At 41.4% G+C, this 23,001-nt stretch carries 22 protein-coding genes and 2 pseudogenes; 13 read left to right on the top strand and 11 right to left on the bottom strand.

Features of this window, described 5'->3' with window-relative positions; all coding sequences use genetic code 11:
• Positions 1–16 precede the first annotated feature (16 nt).
• From M1F05_RS08875 to M1F05_RS08885, 3 genes are all read right to left on the bottom strand, one after another.
• Positions 17–745, bottom strand: coding sequence for an IclR family transcriptional regulator (locus tag M1F05_RS08875; protein WP_206084112.1), 729 nt, complete (start codon positions 743–745; stop codon positions 17–19).
• Between the two features lie 267 nt (positions 746–1,012).
• Positions 1,013–1,441 (bottom strand): DMT family transporter, encoded by a 429-nt coding sequence (locus M1F05_RS08880; protein ID WP_206084113.1) that lies wholly within the window; start codon positions 1,439–1,441, stop codon positions 1,013–1,015.
• A 5-nt stretch (positions 1,442–1,446) separates the two neighbouring features.
• Positions 1,447–1,899: a DMT family transporter gene (locus M1F05_RS08885; protein ID WP_206084114.1), complete on the bottom strand. Its 453-nt coding sequence runs from the start codon at positions 1,897–1,899 to the stop codon at positions 1,447–1,449.
• Between the two features lie 116 nt (positions 1,900–2,015).
• On the opposite strand from M1F05_RS08885, the gene M1F05_RS08890 reads away from it, so the two are divergent.
• Together M1F05_RS08890 and M1F05_RS08895 are read left to right on the top strand one after the other, a co-directional pair.
• A complete protein-coding gene (locus tag M1F05_RS08890) occupies positions 2,016–2,942 on the top strand; it encodes a LysR family transcriptional regulator (RefSeq protein ID WP_206084115.1) in 927 nt (308 codons plus the stop codon).
• A 78-nt stretch (positions 2,943–3,020) separates the two neighbouring features.
• Entirely contained in the window at positions 3,021–3,998 is a 978-nt protein-coding gene (locus M1F05_RS08895; protein WP_206084116.1) for a Gfo/Idh/MocA family protein, read from the top strand.
• 59 nt (positions 3,999–4,057) lie between these two features.
• On the opposite strand, the gene M1F05_RS08900 is transcribed toward M1F05_RS08895, so the two are convergent.
• On the bottom strand, positions 4,058–5,707 hold the full coding sequence (locus M1F05_RS08900) for an alpha-keto acid decarboxylase family protein (RefSeq protein ID WP_206084117.1): 1,650 nt from the start codon (positions 5,705–5,707) through the stop codon (positions 4,058–4,060).
• 124 nt (positions 5,708–5,831) lie between these two features.
• Here M1F05_RS08900 and M1F05_RS08905 point away from each other — a divergent pair, with 124 nt between their 5' ends.
• Positions 5,832–6,725 (top strand): LysR family transcriptional regulator, encoded by an 894-nt coding sequence (locus tag M1F05_RS08905; RefSeq protein WP_206084118.1) that lies wholly within the window; start codon positions 5,832–5,834, stop codon positions 6,723–6,725.
• 70 nt (positions 6,726–6,795) lie between these two features.
• Here the strand turns inward: M1F05_RS08905 and M1F05_RS08910 are convergent, their stop codons facing one another.
• Positions 6,796–7,959, bottom strand: a complete 1,164-nt coding sequence (locus M1F05_RS08910; RefSeq protein WP_206084119.1) for a calcium:proton antiporter — start codon at positions 7,957–7,959, stop codon at positions 6,796–6,798.
• Between the two features lie 422 nt (positions 7,960–8,381).
• Between M1F05_RS08910 and M1F05_RS08915 the strand changes: the two genes are divergently transcribed.
• The 3 genes and pseudogenes from M1F05_RS08915 to M1F05_RS08925 form a co-directional block, all read left to right on the top strand.
• Positions 8,382–9,989, top strand: coding sequence for a GMC family oxidoreductase (locus tag M1F05_RS08915; protein ID WP_206084120.1), 1,608 nt, complete (start codon positions 8,382–8,384; stop codon positions 9,987–9,989).
• 67 nt (positions 9,990–10,056) lie between these two features.
• The gene (locus M1F05_RS08920; RefSeq protein WP_241016835.1) at positions 10,057–10,386 is read left to right on the top strand and encodes a hypothetical protein; all 330 of its coding nucleotides are present in this window, start codon (positions 10,057–10,059) and stop codon (positions 10,384–10,386) included.
• A pseudogene (locus M1F05_RS08925) lies at positions 10,382–10,480 on the top strand (PAAR domain-containing protein); the annotation flags it as partial. The gene M1F05_RS08920 and the pseudogene M1F05_RS08925, both read left to right, overlap by 5 nt.
• Positions 10,481–11,047: 567 nt before the next feature.
• Here the strand turns inward: M1F05_RS08925 and ychF are convergent.
• A complete protein-coding gene (gene ychF / locus M1F05_RS08930; protein ID WP_206084121.1) occupies positions 11,048–12,139 on the bottom strand; it encodes a redox-regulated ATPase YchF in 1,092 nt (363 codons plus the stop codon).
• Positions 12,140–12,242: 103 nt separating this feature from the next.
• Positions 12,243–12,833, bottom strand: a complete 591-nt coding sequence (gene pth, locus M1F05_RS08935; RefSeq protein ID WP_206084122.1) for an aminoacyl-tRNA hydrolase — start codon at positions 12,831–12,833, stop codon at positions 12,243–12,245.
• A 300-nt stretch (positions 12,834–13,133) separates the two neighbouring features.
• Here pth and ychH point away from each other — a divergent pair, with 300 nt between their 5' ends.
• The gene (gene ychH, locus M1F05_RS08940; RefSeq protein ID WP_206084123.1) at positions 13,134–13,400 is read left to right on the top strand and encodes a stress-induced protein YchH; all 267 of its coding nucleotides are present in this window, start codon (positions 13,134–13,136) and stop codon (positions 13,398–13,400) included.
• A 290-nt stretch (positions 13,401–13,690) separates the two neighbouring features.
• On the opposite strand, the gene prs is transcribed toward ychH, so the two are convergent.
• The 3 genes from prs to lolB form a co-directional block, all read right to left on the bottom strand.
• Positions 13,691–14,638: a ribose-phosphate diphosphokinase gene (gene prs / locus M1F05_RS08945; RefSeq protein ID WP_004910604.1), complete on the bottom strand. Its 948-nt coding sequence runs from the start codon at positions 14,636–14,638 to the stop codon at positions 13,691–13,693.
• A 68-nt stretch (positions 14,639–14,706) separates the two neighbouring features.
• Positions 14,707–15,582 (bottom strand): 4-(cytidine 5'-diphospho)-2-C-methyl-D-erythritol kinase, encoded by an 876-nt coding sequence (ispE, locus tag M1F05_RS08950; RefSeq protein WP_206084124.1) that lies wholly within the window; start codon positions 15,580–15,582, stop codon positions 14,707–14,709.
• Positions 15,579–16,235: a lipoprotein insertase outer membrane protein LolB gene (gene lolB, locus M1F05_RS08955; RefSeq protein ID WP_206084125.1), complete on the bottom strand. Its 657-nt coding sequence runs from the start codon at positions 16,233–16,235 to the stop codon at positions 15,579–15,581. Before lolB ends, ispE begins: the two co-directional genes overlap by 4 nt.
• Before the next feature lie 500 nt (positions 16,236–16,735).
• Here lolB and hemA point away from each other — a divergent pair, with 500 nt between their 5' ends.
• The 5 genes from hemA (at position 16,736) to M1F05_RS08980 (ending at position 21,873) form a co-directional block, all read left to right on the top strand.
• Positions 16,736–17,998: a glutamyl-tRNA reductase gene (gene hemA, locus M1F05_RS08960; protein ID WP_206084126.1), complete on the top strand. Its 1,263-nt coding sequence runs from the start codon at positions 16,736–16,738 to the stop codon at positions 17,996–17,998.
• Positions 17,999–18,029: 31 nt separating this feature from the next.
• Complete coding sequence (prfA, locus tag M1F05_RS08965) at positions 18,030–19,112, top strand: peptide chain release factor 1 (RefSeq protein WP_206084127.1); 1,083 nt, start codon at positions 18,030–18,032, stop codon at positions 19,110–19,112.
• The gene (gene prmC, locus M1F05_RS08970; RefSeq protein WP_206084128.1) at positions 19,112–19,945 is read left to right on the top strand and encodes a peptide chain release factor N(5)-glutamine methyltransferase; all 834 of its coding nucleotides are present in this window, start codon (positions 19,112–19,114) and stop codon (positions 19,943–19,945) included. The genes prfA and prmC overlap by 1 nt, the downstream gene beginning before the upstream one ends.
• A 23-nt stretch (positions 19,946–19,968) precedes the next feature.
• The gene (sirB1, locus tag M1F05_RS08975; RefSeq protein ID WP_206084129.1) at positions 19,969–20,778 is read left to right on the top strand and encodes an invasion regulator SirB1; all 810 of its coding nucleotides are present in this window, start codon (positions 19,969–19,971) and stop codon (positions 20,776–20,778) included.
• Positions 20,779–21,435: 657 nt separating this feature from the next.
• Positions 21,436–21,873 carry a hypothetical protein gene (locus tag M1F05_RS08980; RefSeq protein ID WP_206084130.1) on the top strand — a complete coding sequence of 146 codons (438 nt, stop codon included), beginning with the start codon at positions 21,436–21,438 and terminating at the stop codon, positions 21,871–21,873.
• 88 nt (positions 21,874–21,961) lie between these two features.
• Here the strand turns inward: M1F05_RS08980 and M1F05_RS08985 are convergent.
• Positions 21,962–22,165: pseudogene (locus M1F05_RS08985) on the bottom strand (hypothetical protein); the annotation flags it as partial.
• 589 nt (positions 22,166–22,754) lie between these two features.
• On the opposite strand from M1F05_RS08985, the gene M1F05_RS08990 reads away from it, so the two are divergent.
• Complete coding sequence (locus M1F05_RS08990; protein ID WP_241016836.1) at positions 22,755–22,940, top strand: hypothetical protein; 186 nt, start codon at positions 22,755–22,757, stop codon at positions 22,938–22,940.
• Positions 22,941–23,001 lie beyond the last annotated feature (61 nt).

The raw sequence follows: 23,001 nt of genomic DNA on the forward strand, positions 1-23,001 counted from the left end.
AGTCTCTTTTATTGTATTAATTATTAGGGATATAACCGAGTTGCCTTGAGATACGTAGAGCAGACTGAAGAAGTTGCTCCGTCATTTCTTTTTCTTTGTCATCAGAAAAACGGCTAAGCGGGAGGCTGATACTGAGTGCTGCAATGCAATCCCCATTTTGCGTAAAAATTGGCGTAGCGATTGCACCAATTCCTGCTGTTAATTCCCCGCGCGTAATGGCGAAGCCTCGAGTATGTATATCTGCCAATGTTTGGATAAGAGAGGGGTTTTTTTCGGTAAAATGGGATTGCACATCTAAAGGTGAATAGGCAAGTAAGACTCTTCCTGATGCACCAGAGCCGAGGGCACGACGGTTGCCTGCTTCACTACGGACTTGAAGTGATTGTCCTGAAGGCTTATGTAAAACTTGAAGGACGTCATCGTTATCACGTATACGCAATTGAATGTTTTCATCGAAGCGTTGGCGCAGCCGTTCTGCTTCAATGTCAGCCACTTGGATGTAGTCAATTTGTTGACGTGCACAATTCCCTAAACTTAACAATTGATGGCCTAAATGATAAGTAACGGGGTTATCATTTTTTTGTACGAAATGGCGGTTTTCTAAAGTGCAGAGCAAACGGTAAACCTTCGATTTATTCATTCCCGATAAACGGGAGAGTTCGCTTAGTCCAAGGTTATCCTTCTCACCTAATAACATTAGGAGCAAAAGGGCGTCATCAACAGCCGTCACAATATTGTCTTTCATGCCAACCTCGATCGGTTTGTACAGTAAACCACTGGTTTATTTAATAAAATTAGCATGGGGAATAACAAAAAATGATTCAAGAGAGTTGTTAATAAATTGTGAGGTGAGTTAGGGTTTTTAAAATAGAGGATACGAGAAAATTAGGAAGGATAGCTATTTATTTTTAAATAAAACAAATGGTTATTTTAATTTTAAACACTTAGGTGATTTAAGGGCGATTCGCTCAAATAAAATATGATTGATGCCAAAATAGCCCCGAAATATCAATTATCTGGTTTGCCTAGTAAAATTGATCATAACACCCACGATAATCAAAGCGACCCCGATTAATTGCAAATAGGCATTTTGGTTTTGTATTCCATTAACCGTATCTATCACTAAGCTTGATATCATTTGGCCACAAATAACGAATACAGACGTTAACATCACCCCTAACAATGGCAAAACATAGCTATTGATGACGACAAAAAATGCGCCAATTATTCCTCCAACAAAGGCAATTAACGGAATTTCAGTAAGGTTAAATTGATATTGGTTTAGGACTAATACAATGACAGTTAAGAATAAAAAACCAATTAAATGATTAATTAAGGCACTGTAAAATGCGTTGCGTTGCTGAGCGAGTTTTCCGTTGAGTGTTCGACTCATCACGATGCATACCCCATTGAATAATGCGATAAAAATATAGAGTGTCATTTTTATTATTTCCCGATAATTAACAAGCTACTGCCACTGATTAGTAAGACACACATCAGAATATCGTTATGGGTGATCCTGCGCTTTGTTACGCCAAACCAGCCAAAAGCATCGACTAACAAGCTGAATAATATTTGCCCAGTGATCATCAAGATAATACTGCCAGATAACGAAAGCGGGCTATTTACTGTGATTGCGGCGAGCAGTACCGTAAAAGCCCCTGGGATCCCTCCGAGATACCAAAGTAATTTACCTCGAGTCGTGGAGGCTTTGTTTTTCTGTTTTTTTACGTAAAACAGATAAATAATCAATGAAAATATTGAGCCAATCGCATGGGTTAGCCAAGAAGCGGTTAGCGGTGTGGTAAAAAGCGATAAATAGCTGTTTGCCATAATCATTAATGATAATAAGACACCTGATGTCAGCGCCATTAATGATAAAATATACTTATTATTCATGATGATGAATCTTATAAAATCAATTTGTATTTCGAGGGTGATAAGGTATTCTGTTTTTAGTTTTGCATCAAGAAAACACACTGTTTGCTTTTGGTTGACAATAAGTGGATTGATCAATGGATAATATGAGCGCATTTCCTATTTTGATTGCGGTAGCGGATGCTTTAAGCCTGACAAAAGCAGCAAAGTCGTTGAATATGACCAAGTCAGGGATCAGCAAGGCTCTCAAAGAGGTTGAAGATACGTTAGGGGTTAAATTGTTTCATCGCACCACCCGAACCGTGAGTTTAACCGAGGCGGGGGAGGCTTATATAGGCTATATTCGCCAGTCATATCAGTTGGCAATGATGGCGAAAGATGTCGCATCCCAATTTAGTGACAAAATTGCAGGGACATTGCGAATTTCTGCACCGATGTCGTTTGGCACATTACACCTTGCTAAAATGCTTCCTGCCTTTATGCAGCTATACCCTGAACTTAATGTTGAATTGTTTTTTGATGACAAAGTGACGGATTTGATTACTGATGGGTACGATATTGCTGTACGTATCGGTGAACTCCCTGACTCCTCCCTTGTAGCGCGTAAATTATTCCCTTGCACCAGTGGCTTATATGCCTCAAAAGGTTATTTAGCTCGGTTTGGCACACCAACTAAAGTGGCGGATTTACGTGAACACAATTGCTTGTCATATTCGTTTTATCAAGCAGGGCAAGAGTGGGTTTTTTATCAAAAAGGGAAAAAATTTAGCCATGTACCGAAAGGTTCATTGCGGGTTAATAATAGCCAAGCCTTAATTCAAGCCGTTAAAGCCGATATCGGCATCGCGTTATTACCGCATTTTATTACAGTGATAGAGGGGGATGATACGTTAATTCCATTACTAACGAATTATCAATTGCCTGATCATAATATTTACGTAGTCTATCCAGAAAAAGAATATTTACCCCGTAAAATAAAAGTGTTTATTGATTTTTTATATACACAGTTTGCAGTGGGCAGTGAATACCCGCAACGAATCAAAAGTAAGGCTGATAAAAGGTGAGTATTCATTGATTGTCTGCTCATGTCTTGTTATTAATGAACAAATTAAAACTGATTTTATTCGCGACAGGTAACGTAAATGAAACTTGCACTCATTGGTTCAGGCAAAATAATTATGATGGCGCTCGATGCATTAAAAACAATGCAAGAGATTGAATTAGTTGCATTGTGCGTTAGGCCCGAAAGTGAAGAAAAAGGTAAAGTACTTTGTCAGCAATTTGGTATTGCGAAACTTTATACGGATTACCAAGTGTTATTGCAGGATGAGGATGTTGACACAGTATATATTGGGCTGCCGAATCATTTGCATTACCAGTATACTGAGCAAGCACTGATGGCCAATAAACACGTGATTTGCGAAAAACCGTTTACGCCGCACTGGGAACAGCTGCAAGAATTAATTTTATTATCCCAGAAACGAAATCTTTTCTTATTCGAAGCGATCACTTCAATTCATACACCAGAATTTGCAATTATCAAACAAAACATGGGTAAAATTGGTGAAATAAAAGCCATTCAAGGTAACTATTCGCAATATTCAAGCCGTTATAATGATTACCTGCAAGGGCATGTTCATGGGGCATTTGACCCAAAACAAGCGGGGGGGGCGTTATATGACATTAACCTCTATAACATTTATTTATTGGTTGCATTAATGGGTAAACCTGATAACAGCCGGTATATATGTAACAGAGGGTTTAATGGCATTGATACGTCAGGGATATTCACGGCGCAGTATGCGACTGCAACAGCGTCTTGCGTGGGGGCAAAAGACTCAGCCAGCCCTGGTTTTTTCATTATCCAAGGTACAAAAGGATACATCCAAGTGCAGGGCGCCCCAAGCCTTTGCCAAAAAGTAGAGGTGTGCATCGAGGGTGAAACCTCAACAGTGATCCGCGATGAGTCCATTAACCATATGATTTATGAATTTGCTTATTTTCGCGATCAGGTTGCGTCACAAAAACGCCAGCAAAGTGATGAATTACTGGCATTAGCATTAAGTGTGTCTAAAGTTCTCACCGAAGCACGGGAAAATGTGGGCTTGATATTTGAGTAATGGGCACAATAAATTGGCAGCTTGGTGATAAGAGAAACACGCTGCCAATTCCAGTATGTTTAAAATGAATATAATGAACTGACGGACTCACCCAATTTTCTCGCTAATTCAGAAGATGCATACCTGTCCATCACCACTTCAATATAAGCCGCATGATCAGAAGATTGTGCCATATTAATCGCAGCATCGAGCTCATGACAGCTGTTGACGCGTTGGCAATACCAATCTTCGCAACCTAATGCATGGGGCAACTGCGCATAATTCCATTGTGGCAAATCGTTGTAATAGGCCTCAGGATCTTTACAAAGTAACCTTTCGATTAAATAGCCATCATTATTAAGCACAAAAATTATCGGTTTTAAATTAAAGCGGGCAAATTGACTGATTTCTTGCGCGGTAAGCTGGTGTGATCCCTCACCAGTGACCAGAATGATACGGCGATTGGGCTCGGCTATCGCAGCACCAAAAGCGGCAGGTGTCGCCCAACCAATCGATCCCCATAAGGTTTGGTTATGGAACTGGGCATTTTTGGGTAGCAAAGCAAAGCCTAAGCCCATTGATGCAGTCCCTGTTTCGGCAATAATGATATCGTCTTCACGGAACAGGCTTTCGAGACGAGGGTAAAGATATTCGGCTGTAATTTTATCTTGTTCATTTAGGAGGGGGGAACCTAACCCTTCGGCTTGGATTACTTTATGGTTTAACGTAGGCGCAAGCTTATTCAACTGGTCAAGCACATCATTCATATAGACTTGTGGATAAACAGCAGAGCCGACAATAACGTGGTCTGACAAAATATTAATACGGTTTTCACTGTTTATTTTTGCGGTAAAACTGCCTGAGTTAAAGTCAGTTAATACCGCGCCAATTCCGACTAAACAGTCACAGCTTTCGACAAAATCGGCAACTTTAGGGTTCATTAAGTGCCCATTATAGAGCCCAATATAAGTTGGGTTGGATTCGCTCAATACGCCCTTATCCATAAACATCGTGGTGTAAGGTAACCCTGTTTTATCAATCAGGGTTTGCACTTGCTGTGCAAGGCCTAAACGTGCGGTTAATATCCCTGGGACAAAACAGGCTTGAGTGGATGCGTTCAATTTCTCTAAGATAGCCGTTACTGCCGCAGACAGTGATCCACTATTACTTTTAGGAATAGTGGGTTTGTCCACATTTTTATCTGCCATAACGGGCATAATGGCATAGTCAGAAGGGAAGCCTAAGTAGACAGGGCGGCGTTCTTGTAAAGCGGTTGTGATTAAACGTTCAGTTTCAGCGATGCAGTTTTCAGGCGTTAAAACGGCATGAGCGCAGCTTAAATGTTGGCTCATTTGGTAAAATACATTAAAGTCACCATTGCCCAATGTGTGGTGGACTAATCGATGATTTTTTTGTACACCACTGGCAGGCATGCCGACGAGGTGAAAAATAGGTAAGTGTTCAGCATAAGCGCCAGCAATGCCATTTAAAGCGCTTAACTCCCCAACTCCAAAGGTGGTGGAAAGTGCAGCGACACCCTTTATACGAGCGTACCCATCGGCTGCATATGAGGCATTGAGTTCGTTACAATTACCAATCCAGCGCATCGACTTATTTTCACACACGGCGTCTTCAATTGGGAAAGCGTAATCCCCTGCGACGCCAAAAATATCGTTGATACCGATTTCTTGTAGACGATTCAAAACATATTCAATGACGGTCAGGTTCATTATATTGACTCCTATTAATTACATTAGATTATAATGTTGCTTAATATTATTTTTAGACTATATTTTTCTGAATGGGAAATCACTTATAATCATTCTAACTATAACTAAAAATCATAGGTGAGATATGGATATTCGTTCGTTACGTTATTTTGTTGAGGTGGTGCAACTCAATGGGTTTAGCCGTGCTGCTGAACAACTGTTTGTGACGCAACCTGCCATTAGCCGCAGTATTAAAAAGCTAGAGGATGAGCTGGGTTATACCTTGTTAATCAGGGAGAACGAAGGGGTCAGGTTGACGGATGAAGGGACGATTCTGTTGGCTCACGCAAAGCAAATTTTGGCGCAATTTAAAAGTATGGAACAGGCATTAAAAGAAAAATCAGGGCCACTAACGGGGGTTTTACCTGTTGGGTTACCCCCAGTGATTGCCTCAACCTATTTTGCTGACATCATTATGGCGTTCAGCTTGCGTTATCCCCAAGTGGAGTTAAAAATCCTGGAATTAGGAACGCGGAAGATGCGTGATGCCATGTTAAATGGCGAGGTAGAAACCGCGGCTGTCATGCTCCCATTTGACGATGAGCGCTTTGATCTAGATATTTTTTCGACAGATAGATTAATGTTATTGGTTAATGAGAAGCACCCCTTGGCAAGGCGAGATAGCGTCAAGTTTGTTGAATTAATTAATGAGCCATTTATTTTCTTTTCTGATGATTTCCGGATTAATGAGCTTGTTATCAGTGCCTGCGGAATTTATGGCCATAAGCCTGTGATTTCAGGGCGCAGTAGCCATCTTGATTTAGTCACCGCGATGGTGAGGGCTGGTGTCGGGATAACACTGCTTCCAGATAGTATGTGGCGCAAAACGAGTTCAGCGGGGTTATCGATTATCCCTGTGATTGAGCCAATACTTGCCTATGATTTAGCCTTAGCCACGCTGAAAAATAACCAGCAGAGCCGCCGAGCTCAAGCGTGGCACGACTTGGCTTTGAATATGTTAAGAATAAATAGGAGATAAAAAAGGGCTTACATTAACGGATTGATACCAGTTTGGTCTTTCCCAAGAAGCCCTTAACTTTAGCGATTAATCAGGGATAAAATAGAATAAGCCCGAATACAGCAAAGACTGTAAGGTGCATCCATCCTTGAATAGGCGATGTTCTCTGCCCATTAAATGAAAGCATAGTAAGCAACATGGTAATCGCGAATAACGCTGTTTCTGCATTAGAAATTCCCATGATGACTTGTTTACCGGTAATAATCCCTATAATTAATACGGCTGGCACAGTTAAGCCAACAGTTGAGACAAAAGCACCTTGGCAAAGGTTTATCGCGCGTTGCATCTCGTTATTCATTGCCGCTTTTACGGCGGTGATAGACTCAGGTGTAAACACGATAATAGCAATCAGGACACCACCTACAGCAGCAGGCGCACCTAAGGCACTAATACCGTAATCAGTCACGATAGCTAAATAATGTGCAAGTAACACAATAGGTAGGATCAACCCAATTAACACACAAGAACGGATAATAATCACTTTTTTATTTGCCCCTGATTGAGGCGAATTGTTTTCGGTAGTTTTGTCTGTTAAATCAAATTGTTCTGGAATATTCATAAACCCTTTAGGGGGTTGAATGAAAAACCGACGGTGACCACGCATCTGCATCCACAAAAATGCCCCATAGATTAGAAGAGTGAGACCCGAAATGCCTATTGCCTGCGTATGGGAATACTCCCCTTGGAAGGAAGTATAATTGGGTAATACTAGGGCTAAACTGGTCAGCAACACAATCATTGAAAGGTAACTGTTTGCCCCTTGAGTATTGTATTCTTGCTCGCCATTTTTAGCCGACCCCGCTAGCAGACATATGCCTAAAACGAGGTTCATGATGATCATCATCACGGCGAATATGGAATCACGCCCTATGGTCGGAAAATCACCGGGTCCTAGCAGGACAGAGGCGATAAGAATAACCTCAATTAACACGATAGATAAGGTGAGGATCAACGTCCCGTACGGTTCACCGAGTTGTTCAGCTAAGTGGTCGGCCTCTTTAACCACACCGAAGGATGCGGTGAGTATTGTTATAAACAGCAGCAAAAAAATCCAAATTGCACTCAATGCAGAGAGATTGTCATTGAGTAACGCATCGCCCCTTAACATGAAAAAAATGACAACTAACCAAGAGCCGGCTAATCGAACCCAAGTCGTTAAAGGGATGAGTGGACTATTGAAACAGGTGTGACCCATAATATTTACCTATAAAGAAAGGGCCGTCCCTGTTGCTGATACGTGCTTGAGGTCGTCCTCAAACCGATAGAATATAAATTATTGCCTACTATAGCACTCATTTATGAGCTTGCAACTAAGCTTTGCTTTGGCTGATAACGCCAGTGGGCATAAAAAATGGTATTTCTCTATGACGCAAATTGCGTGTTAAATAGCCATATATATTCATTTATTAATGAGTTGTGAGTGAAATTCAAAAGTTTATTTAAATTACAATTTTCCCTGAATAAACAAGGTGTATTAAGAATGAAAAATAGTTACATAGGAAATTATTTTTGATTTAAATCACAAACGCAAAATATTGTTCATACATTAATAAACCAAAAGCGTTATTGTTAAATAAATGAAAATAGATTGTTTCTTTTATTTGATGAGGGTGAGAAATGAGCACAGAAAAGTATGACTATATTATTGTCGGGGCGGGCTCAGCAGGCTGTGTGCTCGCAGCTCGTTTAATTCAAGAAACGCAAGCTCGCGTATTGCTTATCGAAGCTGGTGGCAGTGATAACCATCTATTTATTCGTATGCCTGCAGGTGTGGCGAAAATTATCGCCCAAAAAAGCTGGCCTTATGAAACTGAACCGGAACCTCATGCTAACAACCGCAAAATGCAAATTGCTCAAGGGAAAGTATTGGGAGGAAGCAGCTCGGTAAATGGTATGATTTATATCCGAGGCCAAAAACAAGATTATGATAATTGGGCGCTAAATTACGGCTGTGAAGGTTGGGGATATGAGGATGTATTGCCATGGTTCAAAAAAGCGGAACGTAATGAAAGCCTGACGGGGGAATATCATGGGACGCAAGGCCCACTCCCAGTGAGTGAAAACCGATATCGCCACCCATTATCAATGGCATTTATTCGTGCAGCACAAGAACATGGCCTGCCTTATGTCAATGACCTTAACGGAGAAAGCCAGCAAGGAACCAGCTTTTACCAGACAACAACGCATAATGGAGAAAGAGCCAGTACATCAAAAACCTATTTAAAATCAGTGGAAAAGAGTGATAAATTGACATTAAAGCTTGGTACCCAAGTGAACCGGGTTATCATTCGTGATGGGTGTGCTGTCGGTGTTGCCTATCAAGGGAAAAATGGCCATGAGATTGAGGCAATCGCCACTCATGAAGTGTTGGTCTGTTCTGGCGCGATGGGCTCAGCAAAATTATTAATGTTGTCAGGGATAGGGCCTGAAGAGCACCTGTCTTCCCTTGGTATTAATACCCTTGCTAACTTACCCGTTGGCAAAAATTTTCATGACCACCTACATATGTCAATTAACGTCACCACTAAGCAACCGATAAGCTTATTTGGCGCAGACCAAGGGTTAAATGCGATTAAACATGGTGTGGAGTGGATGGTATTTCGCAGTGGGTTACTTACCTCTAACGTTTTAGAAGGCGCTGCATTTAAAGACAGCTGCAACCAAGGTCGCCCTGATGTGCAAATTCACTTTTTACCGATTTTAGACAGTTGGGATGATGTTCCTGGTGAGCCTCTGCCAGCTGCCCACGGGTTCTCTTTAAAGGTCGGGTACCTACAGCCTAAGTCACGTGGTGAAGTTTTATTACGTAGCGCAGACCCACAAGCACCGCTAAAAATTCACGCTAATTATCTTGCATTACCTGAAGATATGGAAGGTTGCAAGCGTGCGGTTAAATTTGGGCTGGAAGTATTAGATTCCCCTTCATTACAAGCGCTAAGCAAAGAGGTTTTAATGCCTCCGAGCTCTGTACGCCATGATGAAGCCCAACTTGAAGAGTTTGTGCGGAATTTCTGTAAAACAGTTTACCATCCTGTAGGAACCTGTCGCATGGGAACGGACCCTACAACGTCAGTGACTGATCTACGGTTGCGGGTGCATGGTATTGATCATTTACGTGTTGTAGATTGCTCCGTAATGCCTGAAATTCCAAGCGGTAATACCAATGCACCGACTATTATGATTGCAGAACGTGCCGCAGCGATGATTATTGAAGATAGGAAATAACCACCGTTAGGTATAACAAAACGACTCTGGCAATTTAAGACGCTCTGAATATTGCGAATTGTTCAGAGTGCCATTCGATACCAATATAGATAACTGGCTATTTAATATATACGGCCCATTGGGCACAGTTTTTGGGTTTAGTTGGACATTGGCAACATTGCCAACTATTCCACTGCAAAAAGCACTCCCTGATATGGGGGAAGTTTATTACCACCACGGCAATACTGTCAGCTTCTTTGAAGCCAGACAAACCAGTGAAGATCCAAAATATCCCGTCGGGGATGGAGCTGGCACTGTTCGCACCCGTTGGCGTATGAATGGCAACTATAAATTTTACTTAGTTCCTGATATTGCCAATAAATTAAACGGTCAGTTAGAACAAGACCAAAAAAAGTAGTGTGTTTATTGATGGCAAACCTGCGGCTAGAACAGGTGATGCTGTCAGCTGCAGTGGGGTGTTAATTGGTAATTCATCGGTAAAAATCGGCTAAGATAAAAAATTATGAGGGATTTATTGTGTTTTTAAAAAACTAATGACAGGGCAGTACTCACTTGCTGTTACATTTTGGCTGGGATGGGTTGTACCAATAATTGTTGTTGCGTTCATGATATCGGAAGTTTTTGAACGAGGTTTTTTAAATGGATATTCTATTCTTTATCCGATGGTTGGGTTATTTATTATCAGAACAGCAATTACAGGGGGGATATTCTTTGCCCTTATTGCATTGTTGCGAAAGAAAGTCAGTTTTTGGCGAGTGATTGCTTTTTTAGTTGTATCTATTGAATTGATAATTAGCCTTCATTTCTTCGTCGTGGGTTTGAATGTTCTCTTATATCCAATCTGACTTTTAATAAAATGATCGTTTTGATGTGTTGAGTAGCGATCGTTTTTTCAAGGTTAATATAAGTTGTACTCAGTTGCATACTCATTTAACTATGAGCTTTTATGAAACTTAGTGAGATAAAAAACAGCATAAAACCAAGTTGATACCATGAGTTTTTATGCTGTTTTATTATGGTGTGATACTTTATAAAACAGTGTGGACTAGATTGTAGGGCTACACATTAAACAAGAAGTTTAATACATCGCCATCTTTAACGATGTAATCTTTCCCTTCAGCACGCATTTTACCTGCTTCTTTGGCACCTTGCTCACCACGGTATTGGATAAAATCATCAAATGCGATGGTTTGAGCACGAATAAAGCCTTTTTCAAAGTCAGTATGGATTTTGCCTGCCGCCTGTGGTGCAGTTGCGCCCACAGGGATAGTCCATGCACGAACTTCTTTAACACCTGCAGTGAAGTAGGTTTGCAGATTAAGTAATTCATAACCTGCACGAATAACACGGTTTAAGCCTGGCTCTTCGATGCCTAAATCTGCCATAAATTCGTCGCGTTCTTCGTCATCTAACTCAGCGATATCAGATTCGATAGCAGCGCACACAGGCACAACTACAGAGCCTTCGGCTTGAGCAATTTCATACACTTTGTCTAAGAACGGGTTATTTTCAAAACCATCTTCGTTGACGTTCGCGATATACATGGTTGGTTTTAACGTTAAAAAGCTTAAATAGCGGATTGCTGCTTTATCTTCTGTGGTTAAATCCAAGGTACGCAGCATGCCAGCTTGCTCTAAATGTGGCAGACATTTTTCTAATGCTTCCAATTCAGCTTTTGCGTCTTTATCGCCACCTTTAGCGCGTTTTTGTACGCGGTGGATAGCACGTTCGCAGGTATCAAGATCCGCCAAGGCTAATTCAGTATTGATAACATCAATATCTTCAGCTGGGTTAACTTGGCCAGCGACGTGGATGATATTGTCGTTTTCAAAACAACGCACTACGTGGCCGATAGCTTCGGTTTCACGGATGTTAGTTAAGAACTGGTTACCCAGACCTTCGCCTTTAGATGCGCCTTTTACCAAACCTGCGATGTCTACGAATTCCATGGTGGTTGGTAAAATTCGCTGTGGCTTCACAATTTCAGCTAATTGATCAAGACGTGGGTCTGGCATTGGCACAACACCCGTGTTTGGTTCAATTGTACAGAAAGGGAAGTTGGCTGCTTCGATGCCGGCTTTGGTCAATGCATTAAATAATGTGGATTTACCCACGTTTGGCAGACCAACGATACCGCATTTAAAACCCATATGTTTCTCACCTTAAATAGCGAGGGGCAGGCGAGTGCTGCACCCAATGTTTAGAAATTGGCGCTGATTATACACAAAAAGTCGATTTTGATGAAATGAACTCTTATGCAGACGCTTTAAAGCTATGTAAACGGTTTATCGCTTTGTCCATTCCATCCGATAATAGAATGTCAGTACACCTTACTGCTTCGTCAATGGCATCATCAATCAGTTTTTGCTCAGACAGCGGTGGCTTACCTAAAACGAAACCAACAACCTTGTTTTTATCGCCTGGATGGCCAATACCGATGCGTAAGCGGTAAAAGTTTGGGTTATTGGCGAATTTGCTTTGAATGTCTTTCAACCCGTTATGGCCCCCATTGCTACCACCAAGCTTCATTTTTGCTACACCAGGTGGAATATCAAGCTCATCGTGGGCAACTAAAATTTCATCAAGGTTAATACGATAAAAGTTCGCCATTGCCGCGACGGCTTTTCCACTGAGGTTCATAAAGGTGGTTGGCACCAATAAGCGGATATCATTACCGCTAAGATTAATGCGTGCGGTATAGCCGAAAAATTTCGGTTCTTCTTTTAGGGGTTGATTGTGGCGCTGTGCCAGTAAATCAACATACCATGCCCCTGCGTTGTGGCGGGTTTGTGCGTATTCAGCCCCCGGATTTGCAAGGCCAACAATTAATTTAATTTTGCTCACGGCGACTATTTCACTGTCAGTTTATGGAATTAATCACCTAGTTTACCTTGTGAAGGGGAGGATGTACAAAAATCAGATAAAAAACATCACGATGATTATAGTTGCCATATGGACTATTCGTTTTTTATGTTTTTTTGATAAAAAGCACTTTATGTTTAGATATTATTGTTAACTTCGTACCTTGTGATGCCTATCGCAAAAAATTTTACTTAATGCACTATAATTCTTACATAAATATAAAGAACCACCGAATTTATTTACAGTTGCTTGCTTATCAGTTCACTGATACTGGAGGTAGATATGAAACGGAAAAGTGCTCATATAATTGGTAATGTTCTCATGGGGTTAGGAATGGTCATGATGATTGGAAGTATTGGTGTTAACCTATTTGCCCATGTCATCAACTTTGGTCTATCAGAGCTTGTCACTAACGGCTCACTCTTCGGAATTTTCGTGGGTGCAATGGTATGGTTAGTGGGAGCGAGAGTCGGTGGACGTGAAAAAGTGGCTGACCGCTATTGGGTCTTAAAACATTACTCACGTAAAGATAATCACCGTTATCCATAATTATTCTTCTTATTAATTAAGTTAGTAATAATTATAGATGATAGATGGCTGGGTGATAGTCAGTGCTTTTAATAGCGAAGTCGCCTAGCTACATAGGTTTTGTTTGTCTTTTCAAAGAAGTTGGTTATTTTTATGGCGTATAGGTTGTGTGAGTAGGAAATAGCCATAGAAATAGGTATCTGTCGTTATAACCCTCTAAAATCATAAAGCCCCTACAGATAACTGCAGGGGCTTAATTTTTAGTTGTGATATTCTATCACCGTTGAAACATTAATTACTCAAAAGGGGCATTAATGCTCGAACATTGCTGAGATAGACTCTTCGTTGCTAATGCGACGAATAGCTTCAGCCAGCATACCTGACAAGGTCAAAGTGCGAACGTTGCTCAGCGCTTTGATTTCAGGAGATAGTGGAATAGTGTCACAAACAATGACTTCATCAATGACTGAATTTTTGATGTTGTCTACAGCATTGCCTGAGAAAATCGGGTGAGTTGCGTATGCGAACACACGTTTAGCACCGCGTTCTTTCAGCGCTTCAGCCGCTTTACACAGCGTACCACCGGTATCAATCATATCGTCAACTAAGATGCAATCACGACCTGAAACATCACCAATAATGTGCATAACTTGAGAAACGTTTGCACGAGGGCGACGTTTATCAATGATTGCCATGTCAGTGTCATTCAGGAGTTTTGCGATAGCTCTAGCACGTACCACGCCGCCGATGTCTGGAGATACAACGATTGGGTTTTCCAAGTTTTTCTGAAGCATATCTTCCAGAAGAATTGGGCTACCGAATACATTATCAACAGGCACATCAAAGAAGCCCTGGATCTGCTCTGCGTGAAGGTCAACCGTGAGAACACGGTCAACACCAACACTGGACAGAAAATCGGCAACAACTTTAGCGGTGATTGGTACACGGGCAGAACGTACGCGACGATCCTGTCTTGCATAACCGAAGTAAGGGATAACAGCGGTAATACGACCAGCAGATGCACGGCGCAGGGCATCGACCATAACAACCAGTTCCATTAAGTTGTCATTAGTTGGTGCACAAGTTGACTGGATGATAAAAATATCACCACCGCGAACATTTTCATTAATTTGAACACTGACTTCGCCGTCGCTAAAACGACCAACAGCCGCGTCTCCAAGATTAGTGTAAAGGCGGTTAGCAACACGTTGTGCTAGTTCCGGTGTAGCGTTACCAGCAAAAAGCTTCATATCGGGCACGAGAAAAACCTCAGGCTTGCGTCCAGAGAGATATTGTTGACCAAGAGCAATGAGCGTTGTTTCATTACTTATTGGTGCAATACACGGGTTATCCCAGCGCGGAAATTGTGCAGTGGGGATACGTTAACGCCTCGAGCGACGAACCCTTGCACCCACGATGGGGCTTTATTTAACACCTTAAGGGCATCCGCTTGTGTTTCAAATTCAGAAAAAACACATGCGCCTGTTCCTGTTAGGCGAGACGGAGCATATTCTAACAGCCAAGAAACAAGCTGTTCAACCTCACGAAAACGTTTTCTTGCGATTGGTTCGCAGTCATTTGCGTACGGAGCCAGTAATAATGCGGCTAGGGAGCGTTTTGGAGAATTTCGATTTAATTTTGGATCTGTGAAGATCATCGGGGTTGATATTTCAATTCCGGGATGAGCAACCAGATACCATTTCTCTTGAGGGGAAGCTTTGGTTAATATTTCACCGATTCCTTCAGCGAACGCTGCATGGCCTCGAACAAAGACAGGCACATCCGCGCCGAGAGTTTTGCCTAGTTCAGCAAGAACCTCATCGGAGACTTGTGTTTTCCAGTGCTCATTAAGCGCAATTAATGTGGTTGCAGCATTGGATGAACCGCCACCAATTCCTCCTCCCATAGGCAGAATTTTATCGATAGCGATATCAGCACCAAGGGGCTTGGTGCAGTTGAGCGTTTCACGGCAATAGCGTTGTAATAATGTTGCAGCCCGCAAAATCAAGTTTTTTTCAGGGGGAACGCCCGCCATTTGCGTGAGCAAATTCAATTGGTCATCATGGCGTGTTGTTATTGTGATTTCGTCGCCATACTCCAAAAATTGAAACAGTGTTTGTAATTCATGATAACCATCGGGGCGCTGGCCAGTAATATACAAAAATAAATTTAATTTAGCGGGGGAAGGCCAGGTTAATGTCATTTTTTCAGTGTCCAGCTGTCCATTTTCAGTTTAATTAATCGTCCACCTTGGCGTAGTTCAAGGTAATTTGGCAGCATAGGTGAGGTTTTAGTATCATAAGAAATATAATCTAACACCCATTTTTCCCCATTTTGTTCAAACGTCACATTTTTCAATAAGTGATTTTCATCTAAGGTGAAATTCGTTGCCCGTCCTGGCGAGCCGACTAACCAAGCCGTTAAGTCATCTAGAGGGATTTCCATTCCAGTCAGTTGATAAATTAGCTCACTAGGTACATCACTCATGTGAGTTTGCCCATCCTTGGTGGTTAAACGTGCCAAATCGGGCTCAACGGTGAGCTCTAATTCACGGCTGCCAAGTGGGTTAGTCAACAATAAACGGTATTTTTCTGGTGTATATTGTTGCCAGAAAAATTTTGCATACGTTTTAGTTTCGCCGCCATTATACGCAAACGAGCCGCGTGTTTGGTAATCACGTAGTTGGTTCAATGCTTGCTGGTGGGCTTTCCATTGTGCATCAGACGCTGAACCTGTGCCTTTCGTGGTATTTTGTGACGTAGTGACACAAGCAGTTAATAGAAGGCAAGAGAGTGGCAAGAGGCGTATAAAGCCCTTAACAGGTAAAGCGAACGACAAAACTTGGGTTAATTGCATAATCAATCTCAATGTTTTAGGGCACAGATAACATCATGAATTAGAGCGAATTGCGCTAGGTTGTAAATAAGATAACGTATTGATGAGCAAAATTGTGCGCTAATCTGGTGATTGGATCAATCAGAATAGGGTTATTTGCCTAAAGTTGGCCTAAAGTTGATTAAAGTGATTGGGGATAGCCATTTGCTTTCTGTGCGAAATAATTGCATTCTTTATGCATGTTATTGTAGTCGTTAGCATTGTGATTAATAATTTGCTAACAATAAAAATCAGAGAGGTTAGTGATTGCTTTCATCAGGAAAAATAATCGTTAAAACTATTTTTTTCATTTATTTTTTGGGATGGGTCATCTTTCTGAATGATAGAACCTTGTGAGGCATAGAAAGCGTCGCGAGGATCATCTACAATAGGCAAATATAAATAGCAGTAATGCACTATTCATTAATGAGTATAGCGTTACTGAAAGAATAATTAGCAATGTGAGCAAGTCGTAAAGCGCAATGACCTTATTAGCCTTAGGCATCAATCATAAAACAGCACCAGTAGCCCTGCGTGAGCGGGTGACATTTGGTCCTGAAAAAATCGACCATGCACTTGAGGATCTTCTTAAACAACCTCAAGTGAATGGCGGCGTTGTGCTGTCTACGTGTAATAGAACTGAGCTGTATTTGAGCCTTGAGTCACAAGACAAAGCGCAAGAACAGCTTATTAAGTGGTTGTGTGATTTTCACGAAATTACTGCCAAAGATTTACAACCTAGCCTGTATTGGCACCAAGACTCCCAGGCAGTGAGCCACTTAATGAGAGTCGCAAGTGGCCTCGATTCTTTGGTTTTAGGCGAACCGCAAATTCTCGGACAGGTGAAAAAGGCGTTTGCACTTTCACAAGATAGCCATTCGTTATCCCGTGAATTAGAGCGCCTATTCCAAAAATCGTTCTCTGTCGCAAAACGCGTGCGGACAGAAACGGATATTGGCGCTAATGCAGTTTCTGTTGCTTTTGCTGCGTGTACATTGGCGCGTCAAATCTTTGAGTCACTCAAACATTTGAATATTTTGTTAGTTGGTGCAGGGGAAACTATTGAGTTAGTCGCTCGCCATTTGCGTGAGCACGGCGTGCAAAAAATGATGATAGCCAACCGAACCCGTGAACGTGCAGAGTTGTTAGCTAATGAAGTTAATGCACAAGTGATTTCATTAGCGGATATTGATAACCGTTTAGCTGAAGCTGATATAGTGATTAGTTCGACAGCGAGCCCGCTGCCTATCATTGGTAAAGGTATGGTAGAGCGGGCAATGAAAGTTCGCCGCAGTAAGCCAATGTTGTTAATCGATATTGCCGTCCCTCGGGATATTGAACAAGATGTTGAAAAACTTCGTGACGTGTATTTGTATACCGTTGATGACCTTGAGTCCATTATTGCGCAAAATTTAGCGCAGCGTAAAGCAGCAGCGGTCGAAGCGGAGTTTATTGTTGAACAAGAAAGCAGCCATTTTATGGATTGGTTGCGTTCACAAGCCGCAGTGTCTACAATTCGCGATTACCGAGAGCAAGCTGAAGCAATTCGGGCGAATATGGCCGAAAAAGCTTTAGCGGCTGTTCGACAAGGCGCTGACCCTGAGCAAGTGATTATGCAGTTATCGCAACAACTTACCAACCGCCTTATTCACGCTCCGACCAAATCGCTGCAACAAGCAGCGGGAAATGGTGATGTTGAGCGTCTAAATCTACTTAGGGACAGCTTAGGGCTGGACCATCAATAACCACTTTTTAATCATAGGTCTTATATAACGAATGAAGCCTTCTATTGTCGCAAAACTAGAAGCATTACAAGAACGCTACGAAGAAATCGAAGCGCACCTTGCAGATGCAGGTGTGATTGCCGATCAAGACCGTTTTCGTGCTTTATCAAAAGAATATGCTCAATTATCTGATGTGGCAAAATGCTTTAACGCATGGCGCACAGTACAGGACGATATTGAAACCGCGCAAATGCTGTTAGACGATCCTGAAATGAAAGAAATGGCTCAAGAAGAGCTAAAAGAAGCAAAAACGCGCAATGAAGAGCTCGAACAACAACTGCAATTGTTGTTACTTCCAAAAGATCCTGATGACGAATATAACTGTTTCGTGGAAATCCGTGCGGGTGCAGGTGGCGATGAAGCCGCGATTTTTGCTGGCGATTTATTCCGCATGTACAGTCGGTATGCAGAAAATAACCGCTGGCGCGTTGAATTAATGAGCACCAGTGATGGTGAACATGGCGGCTATAAAGAAGTTATCGCTAAAATTTCGGGCGATAGTGTATACGGACGTTTAAAATTTGAATCTGGCGGGCACCGTGTTCAGCGCGTCCCTGAAACCGAATCACAAGGGCGTATTCACACATCTGCGTGTACTATTGCCATTTTACCTGAATTGCCTGAAGCGGAGTTACCTGACATCAGCCCTGCGGATTTACGTATTGATACTTTCCGTTCATCAGGAGCGGGTGGGCAGCACGTTAATACCACCGACTCGGCAATTCGTATTACTCACCTTCCAACAGGGATTGTGGTGGAGTGCCAAGACGAACGTTCACAACATAAAAACAAAGCGAAAGCGATGTCAGTGTTAGGTGCGCGTATTCGCCAAGCCGAAATGGATAAACGTCACGCAGCGGAAGCCTCTGAGCGCCGTAACTTGCTAGGCTCGGGGGATCGTTCAGATCGTATCCGTACCTATAACTTCCCGCAAGGGCGTGTTACGGATCACCGCATTAACTTGACGTTATACCGTTTGGATGAAGTGATGGAAGGGAAATTAGATGCCTTAATACAACCTATCATCAACGAATACCAAGCAGACCAACTTTCTGCACTATCCGAGCAGGAATAATGCAGTATAGCGAATGGCTAAAGCAGGCAGTCAGCCGACTGTCTGCAAGCGATAGCGCAAAGCGGGATGCTGAAATTCTGCTTGAACATGTGACGGGGCGCAGCCGTACCTACCTTTTTGCTTTTAGTGAAACACCGCTGACCGCATTGGAACAGCAACAGGCTGAGCAGCTATTGCAGCGCCGTGAAAAAGGTGAACCAATAGCCTATATTATTGGCGAGCGCGAGTTTTGGTCGCTACCACTTTATGTTTCACCTGCCACATTAATTCCAAGACCAGACACCGAATGTTTGGTTGAACAAGCCTTAAAACGTCTAACAAATCAACCTTGTCATTTATTGGATTTAGGCACAGGAACAGGGGCAATTGCATTAGCGCTAGCCTCTGAGCTGCCAAGTAGCCAAGTTATTGGCATTGACTTTAATTCAGAAGCCGTATTATTAGCTCAACGAAATCAACAACGTTTGAATATTGCTAACGTCCAATTTATGCAAAGTGATTGGTTTGCTTCCTTATCATTTCAACAATTTGATATGATTATGAGTAACCCACCTTATATTGACGAAAATGATAAGCATCTCAGTGAAGGTGATGTGCGATTTGAACCAGCAACGGCATTAATTGCAAAAAATGAAGGATTGGCTGATTTAGCACATATTATTGATAAATCTAAAAACTACCTTAAACATCAAGGTTGGTTACTTCTCGAGCATGGCTGGACACAAGGTTCGGCTGTGCGTGATTTATTTGCAATACATGGGTACACCCAAATTGAGACGTGTCTCGATTACGGTGGGCAAGAAAGAATTTCACTCGGTCAATGGAATGGTTAAGTGGGCACAGTAGTAGGAATGTAATGAAGACCATAGCGAATATTGAATTTAATCAGCTCCCCTTAAGCGAAGGGATTATGACCGTTTCTCAATGTATCCGTCATGATTTTCCGCTGATGAAAGTCCAAGCTCAATTAGATAGCCTTGTTGTATCTGCAAAATCGGCCATTGATTTACATGCGGATAATGAAACTAAAGTAGCGCAATTGATTTCATTGTTTTATCAACAATGGTCATTCGGCCCTGCACAGGGTATCTATGCATTATCAGACATGCTTTGGCTTGATAAAGTCTTAATTTCCAAACAAGGTACACCTGTCACTCTCGGCGCCATTTTATTGTATATCGCTCAGCACCTAGATATTGATATTCGGCCTGCCATTTTCCCTACTCAGCTATTAATTATTACTGAAAAACGTGATGGTGAACCATGGTTTATTAACCCAGCTAATGGTGAGTCATTGTCATTTCATACGCTGAATATGTGGCTAAAAGGAACAGTCGACCCATTCTCTGAATTTTTCCAAGACCAACTTGATGTTGCGGAAAATAGCATCGTTATTCGTAAAATCTTTGATACGTTAAAAGCCGCTCTAATGGAAGAGAAAAAAATGGAGCTAGCGTTAAAAGTTTGCGAAACGTTGCTTACGCTAGACCCTGAAGATCCCTATGAAATCCGTGACCGTGGGCTGATACTGGCGCATTTAGATTGTAATCATGTGGCATTAAGTGACCTCAACTATTTTATTGAGCACTGCCCAGAAGACCCAGTATCTGAAATGATCAAAATTCAAATTTATTCATTGGATAACCATCCAATCGTATTACATTAATTAACGTAATGACAGACAGCCTGTCTTAATCATAAAGGTGAGAAGAGCTAATTGCGTTTCAGAGTCATTCATAACCGTGCAAGAAAAAAGATAATTCTTTTATAAACAATATTGTACAAGTTCACAGCAAGTCATAAGTAATCACTTTACGTCATGTTTTGCTTGTACCTGAGCTTATACCTAAAAAAAGATTATAAAATAAGCGGATAAATAGACGATATTCAGAGCTAAAATGATTGCGAATATCACCCCGAAAAACCACGTTTAAACAGCGCACAGAATTGCGAATTCGCAGTTTGAAAATTGCGAACAAAAGAGCGAGTTTCGTAGTTGACTATGAAGTGGGGATGTAGCGCTAAAGCCGCTTTTTGTCTGGCTTTGTTCAATAATTGCCTGTTATCAATTGTTAAGATTGTTCGCAGTTTGCTACTACAGAAAACTACAGATTGAACTTAATTATCGCTATTTCATTTTAAGGTAAGTGGACAAGATCTTTCGTATCGTTTTGATTGGTGTAATATTGAGGTATTAGGTTGTTTTTACTTCAATATCGGACGATTCTCATATGTCTAATAATTACTATAGTTAGTATAAGATACACTTAAATTTCATATCTATATGAAATTATTATAAATTATAAATTTTGAGCTATCTTCGATGAATAAAAAATTTAATTTAAGTATTATTTTGGTTTCACTGATCTTATTAAGTGGTTGTACTCAGAAACATAGAGATACCATATCAGATATAACTTATGCATTGACGGGAGTCCCTGGTGCAAAGCACAAAAACAATGGGAATAATAACACCACAATGAAATCAAAAGCACAGTTAGAAAGAGAAAAAGAGGAAATTGAATTCAAAAATCGCCGCCAAAGTTGGGTTGGTAAATCTATAGATGACCTAATAATGCAAAGGGGCAGTCCTTTTGGGGTTCATAAGAGACAGGATGGGGGCTCTCAATATACCTTTAAGAAAACCCAAAACAGTTCTAATGACCCGTACCTTAATAACCCTCGTTTATGTGTAGATAATTTCATTACCGATAAAAAAGGAATAATAAAAGACTGGTCATCTTCAAGCTGCCTTTATTAAATAGAGTTCATATAGTTTCTCCTAATCCTTTATTACTAGACGGGCGAGTTAGTTAGTTAGCTAAAACCGCCCCTTACATGCGTTATAATTACATGAGCTTCTCTATAATATCCTTATGACGCTTCCACGCTGAATAAATATCTTTATCCCACGCTTTACCGCCTTTAGTTTGATAACCAGCCTTGTTAATCCGTTCAGTGATAATGCGTCCGTTATCTATGCCCTCTGATAGCACCAAATTAACCACGGAAATGACAGCAGACTAATTATAGGTATACGGTGGGATATTAGCATGAGTTATTGTAGCATTAAGAGGCTCTGAAATCAGAGGCTCGTCACTGGCTGGCAATGTTCTAATCATGGCCATGAGATAAAAGTAACCACTCAGGAATGGTTACCAATGGTGATTAATCCCACAGTGCAAATAATTACTCTGAATAAATATCAATAGGCTACCGTGACGAAAATATGCGTTACCTATGAAATCAACTGCTTACACTGTGCTACCCTTATTAGTGAGCGAACCAAATTAAACGTTACCGCAAAATTTAAAAATTGATATTACCTATCGCTAATGAGGTAAAGACAGGTAGCGGCAACAACGAACTACGGTAAGACTACGGCAAGTTTTAACGGGGATGTTAGGTGGAGGATTAAGCCGATAACGCTAAGGTTTTAGGTGGTTATAGTGACCCCTTGCAATAAAAACAATGTGTTGCTACCGATTGCCATTGGTCACTGAAAAGATGACCAATGAGCGTTAATCTGGTTTTGTGACAGATTTAAACGTTATCAAGTATTTATCAAGCCTGCATTGTGCAGGAATTAAGTGAACGGTAATAAAAGCCCCTGAGAGAGTTAAAACAGCTACAGATAAAGTTATGGCTACGATGATCATTCAGGCAGAGAGTGACAAGCATAGCCCGAATCCATTAAAGATAGTGGCGTTCGATATTAACGCACAGGAGCTTATGACCTACCAGAAAGGAAGCAAAGTCACGGTTATAGGCCGCTATGAATGGTTTAATGGTTATCATCTAACAGGGACGCAGATAGTTACTTGCTAGAAGTTGTATGTAAATGTAATCTTTGATGTCCATTTATGTTTGTGATGAGAGTTTTATCAAA

Origin of the sequence: Providencia sp. PROV252 (assembly GCF_033676005.1) — a bacterium.
Taxonomy (GTDB): Bacteria; Pseudomonadota; Gammaproteobacteria; order Enterobacterales; family Enterobacteriaceae; genus Providencia; species Providencia vermicola.

What these genes read in the sequence shown, in the direction of transcription:
- M1F05_RS08875 (WP_206084112.1), bottom strand. Translation starts at nt 745, where the DNA reads ATGAAAGACAATATTGTGACGGCTGTTGATGACGCCCTTTTGCTCCTA.
- M1F05_RS08880 (WP_206084113.1), bottom strand. Translation starts at nt 1,441, where the DNA reads ATGACACTCTATATTTTTATCGCATTATTCAATGGGGTATGCATCGTG.
- M1F05_RS08885 (WP_206084114.1), bottom strand. Translation starts at nt 1,899, where the DNA reads ATGAATAATAAGTATATTTTATCATTAATGGCGCTGACATCAGGTGTC.
- M1F05_RS08890 (WP_206084115.1), top strand. Translation starts at nt 2,016, where the DNA reads ATGGATAATATGAGCGCATTTCCTATTTTGATTGCGGTAGCGGATGCT.
- M1F05_RS08895 (WP_206084116.1), top strand. Translation starts at nt 3,021, where the DNA reads ATGAAACTTGCACTCATTGGTTCAGGCAAAATAATTATGATGGCGCTC.
- M1F05_RS08900 (WP_206084117.1), bottom strand. Translation starts at nt 5,707, where the DNA reads ATGAACCTGACCGTCATTGAATATGTTTTGAATCGTCTACAAGAAATC.
- M1F05_RS08905 (WP_206084118.1), top strand. Translation starts at nt 5,832, where the DNA reads ATGGATATTCGTTCGTTACGTTATTTTGTTGAGGTGGTGCAACTCAAT.
- M1F05_RS08910 (WP_206084119.1), bottom strand. Translation starts at nt 7,959, where the DNA reads ATGGGTCACACCTGTTTCAATAGTCCACTCATCCCTTTAACGACTTGG.
- M1F05_RS08915 (WP_206084120.1), top strand. Translation starts at nt 8,382, where the DNA reads ATGAGCACAGAAAAGTATGACTATATTATTGTCGGGGCGGGCTCAGCA.
- ychF (WP_206084121.1), bottom strand. Translation starts at nt 12,139, where the DNA reads ATGGGTTTTAAATGCGGTATCGTTGGTCTGCCAAACGTGGGTAAATCC.
- ychH (WP_206084123.1), top strand. Translation starts at nt 13,134, where the DNA reads ATGAAACGGAAAAGTGCTCATATAATTGGTAATGTTCTCATGGGGTTA.
- ispE (WP_206084124.1), bottom strand. Translation starts at nt 15,582, where the DNA reads ATGACATTAACCTGGCCTTCCCCCGCTAAATTAAATTTATTTTTGTAT.
- lolB (WP_206084125.1), bottom strand. Translation starts at nt 16,235, where the DNA reads ATGCAATTAACCCAAGTTTTGTCGTTCGCTTTACCTGTTAAGGGCTTT.
- hemA (WP_206084126.1), top strand. Translation starts at nt 16,736, where the DNA reads ATGACCTTATTAGCCTTAGGCATCAATCATAAAACAGCACCAGTAGCC.
- prfA (WP_206084127.1), top strand. Translation starts at nt 18,030, where the DNA reads ATGAAGCCTTCTATTGTCGCAAAACTAGAAGCATTACAAGAACGCTAC.
- prmC (WP_206084128.1), top strand. Translation starts at nt 19,112, where the DNA reads ATGCAGTATAGCGAATGGCTAAAGCAGGCAGTCAGCCGACTGTCTGCA.
- sirB1 (WP_206084129.1), top strand. Translation starts at nt 19,969, where the DNA reads ATGAAGACCATAGCGAATATTGAATTTAATCAGCTCCCCTTAAGCGAA.
- M1F05_RS08980 (WP_206084130.1), top strand. Translation starts at nt 21,436, where the DNA reads ATGAATAAAAAATTTAATTTAAGTATTATTTTGGTTTCACTGATCTTA.
- M1F05_RS08990 (WP_241016836.1), top strand. Translation starts at nt 22,755, where the DNA reads ATGGCTACGATGATCATTCAGGCAGAGAGTGACAAGCATAGCCCGAAT.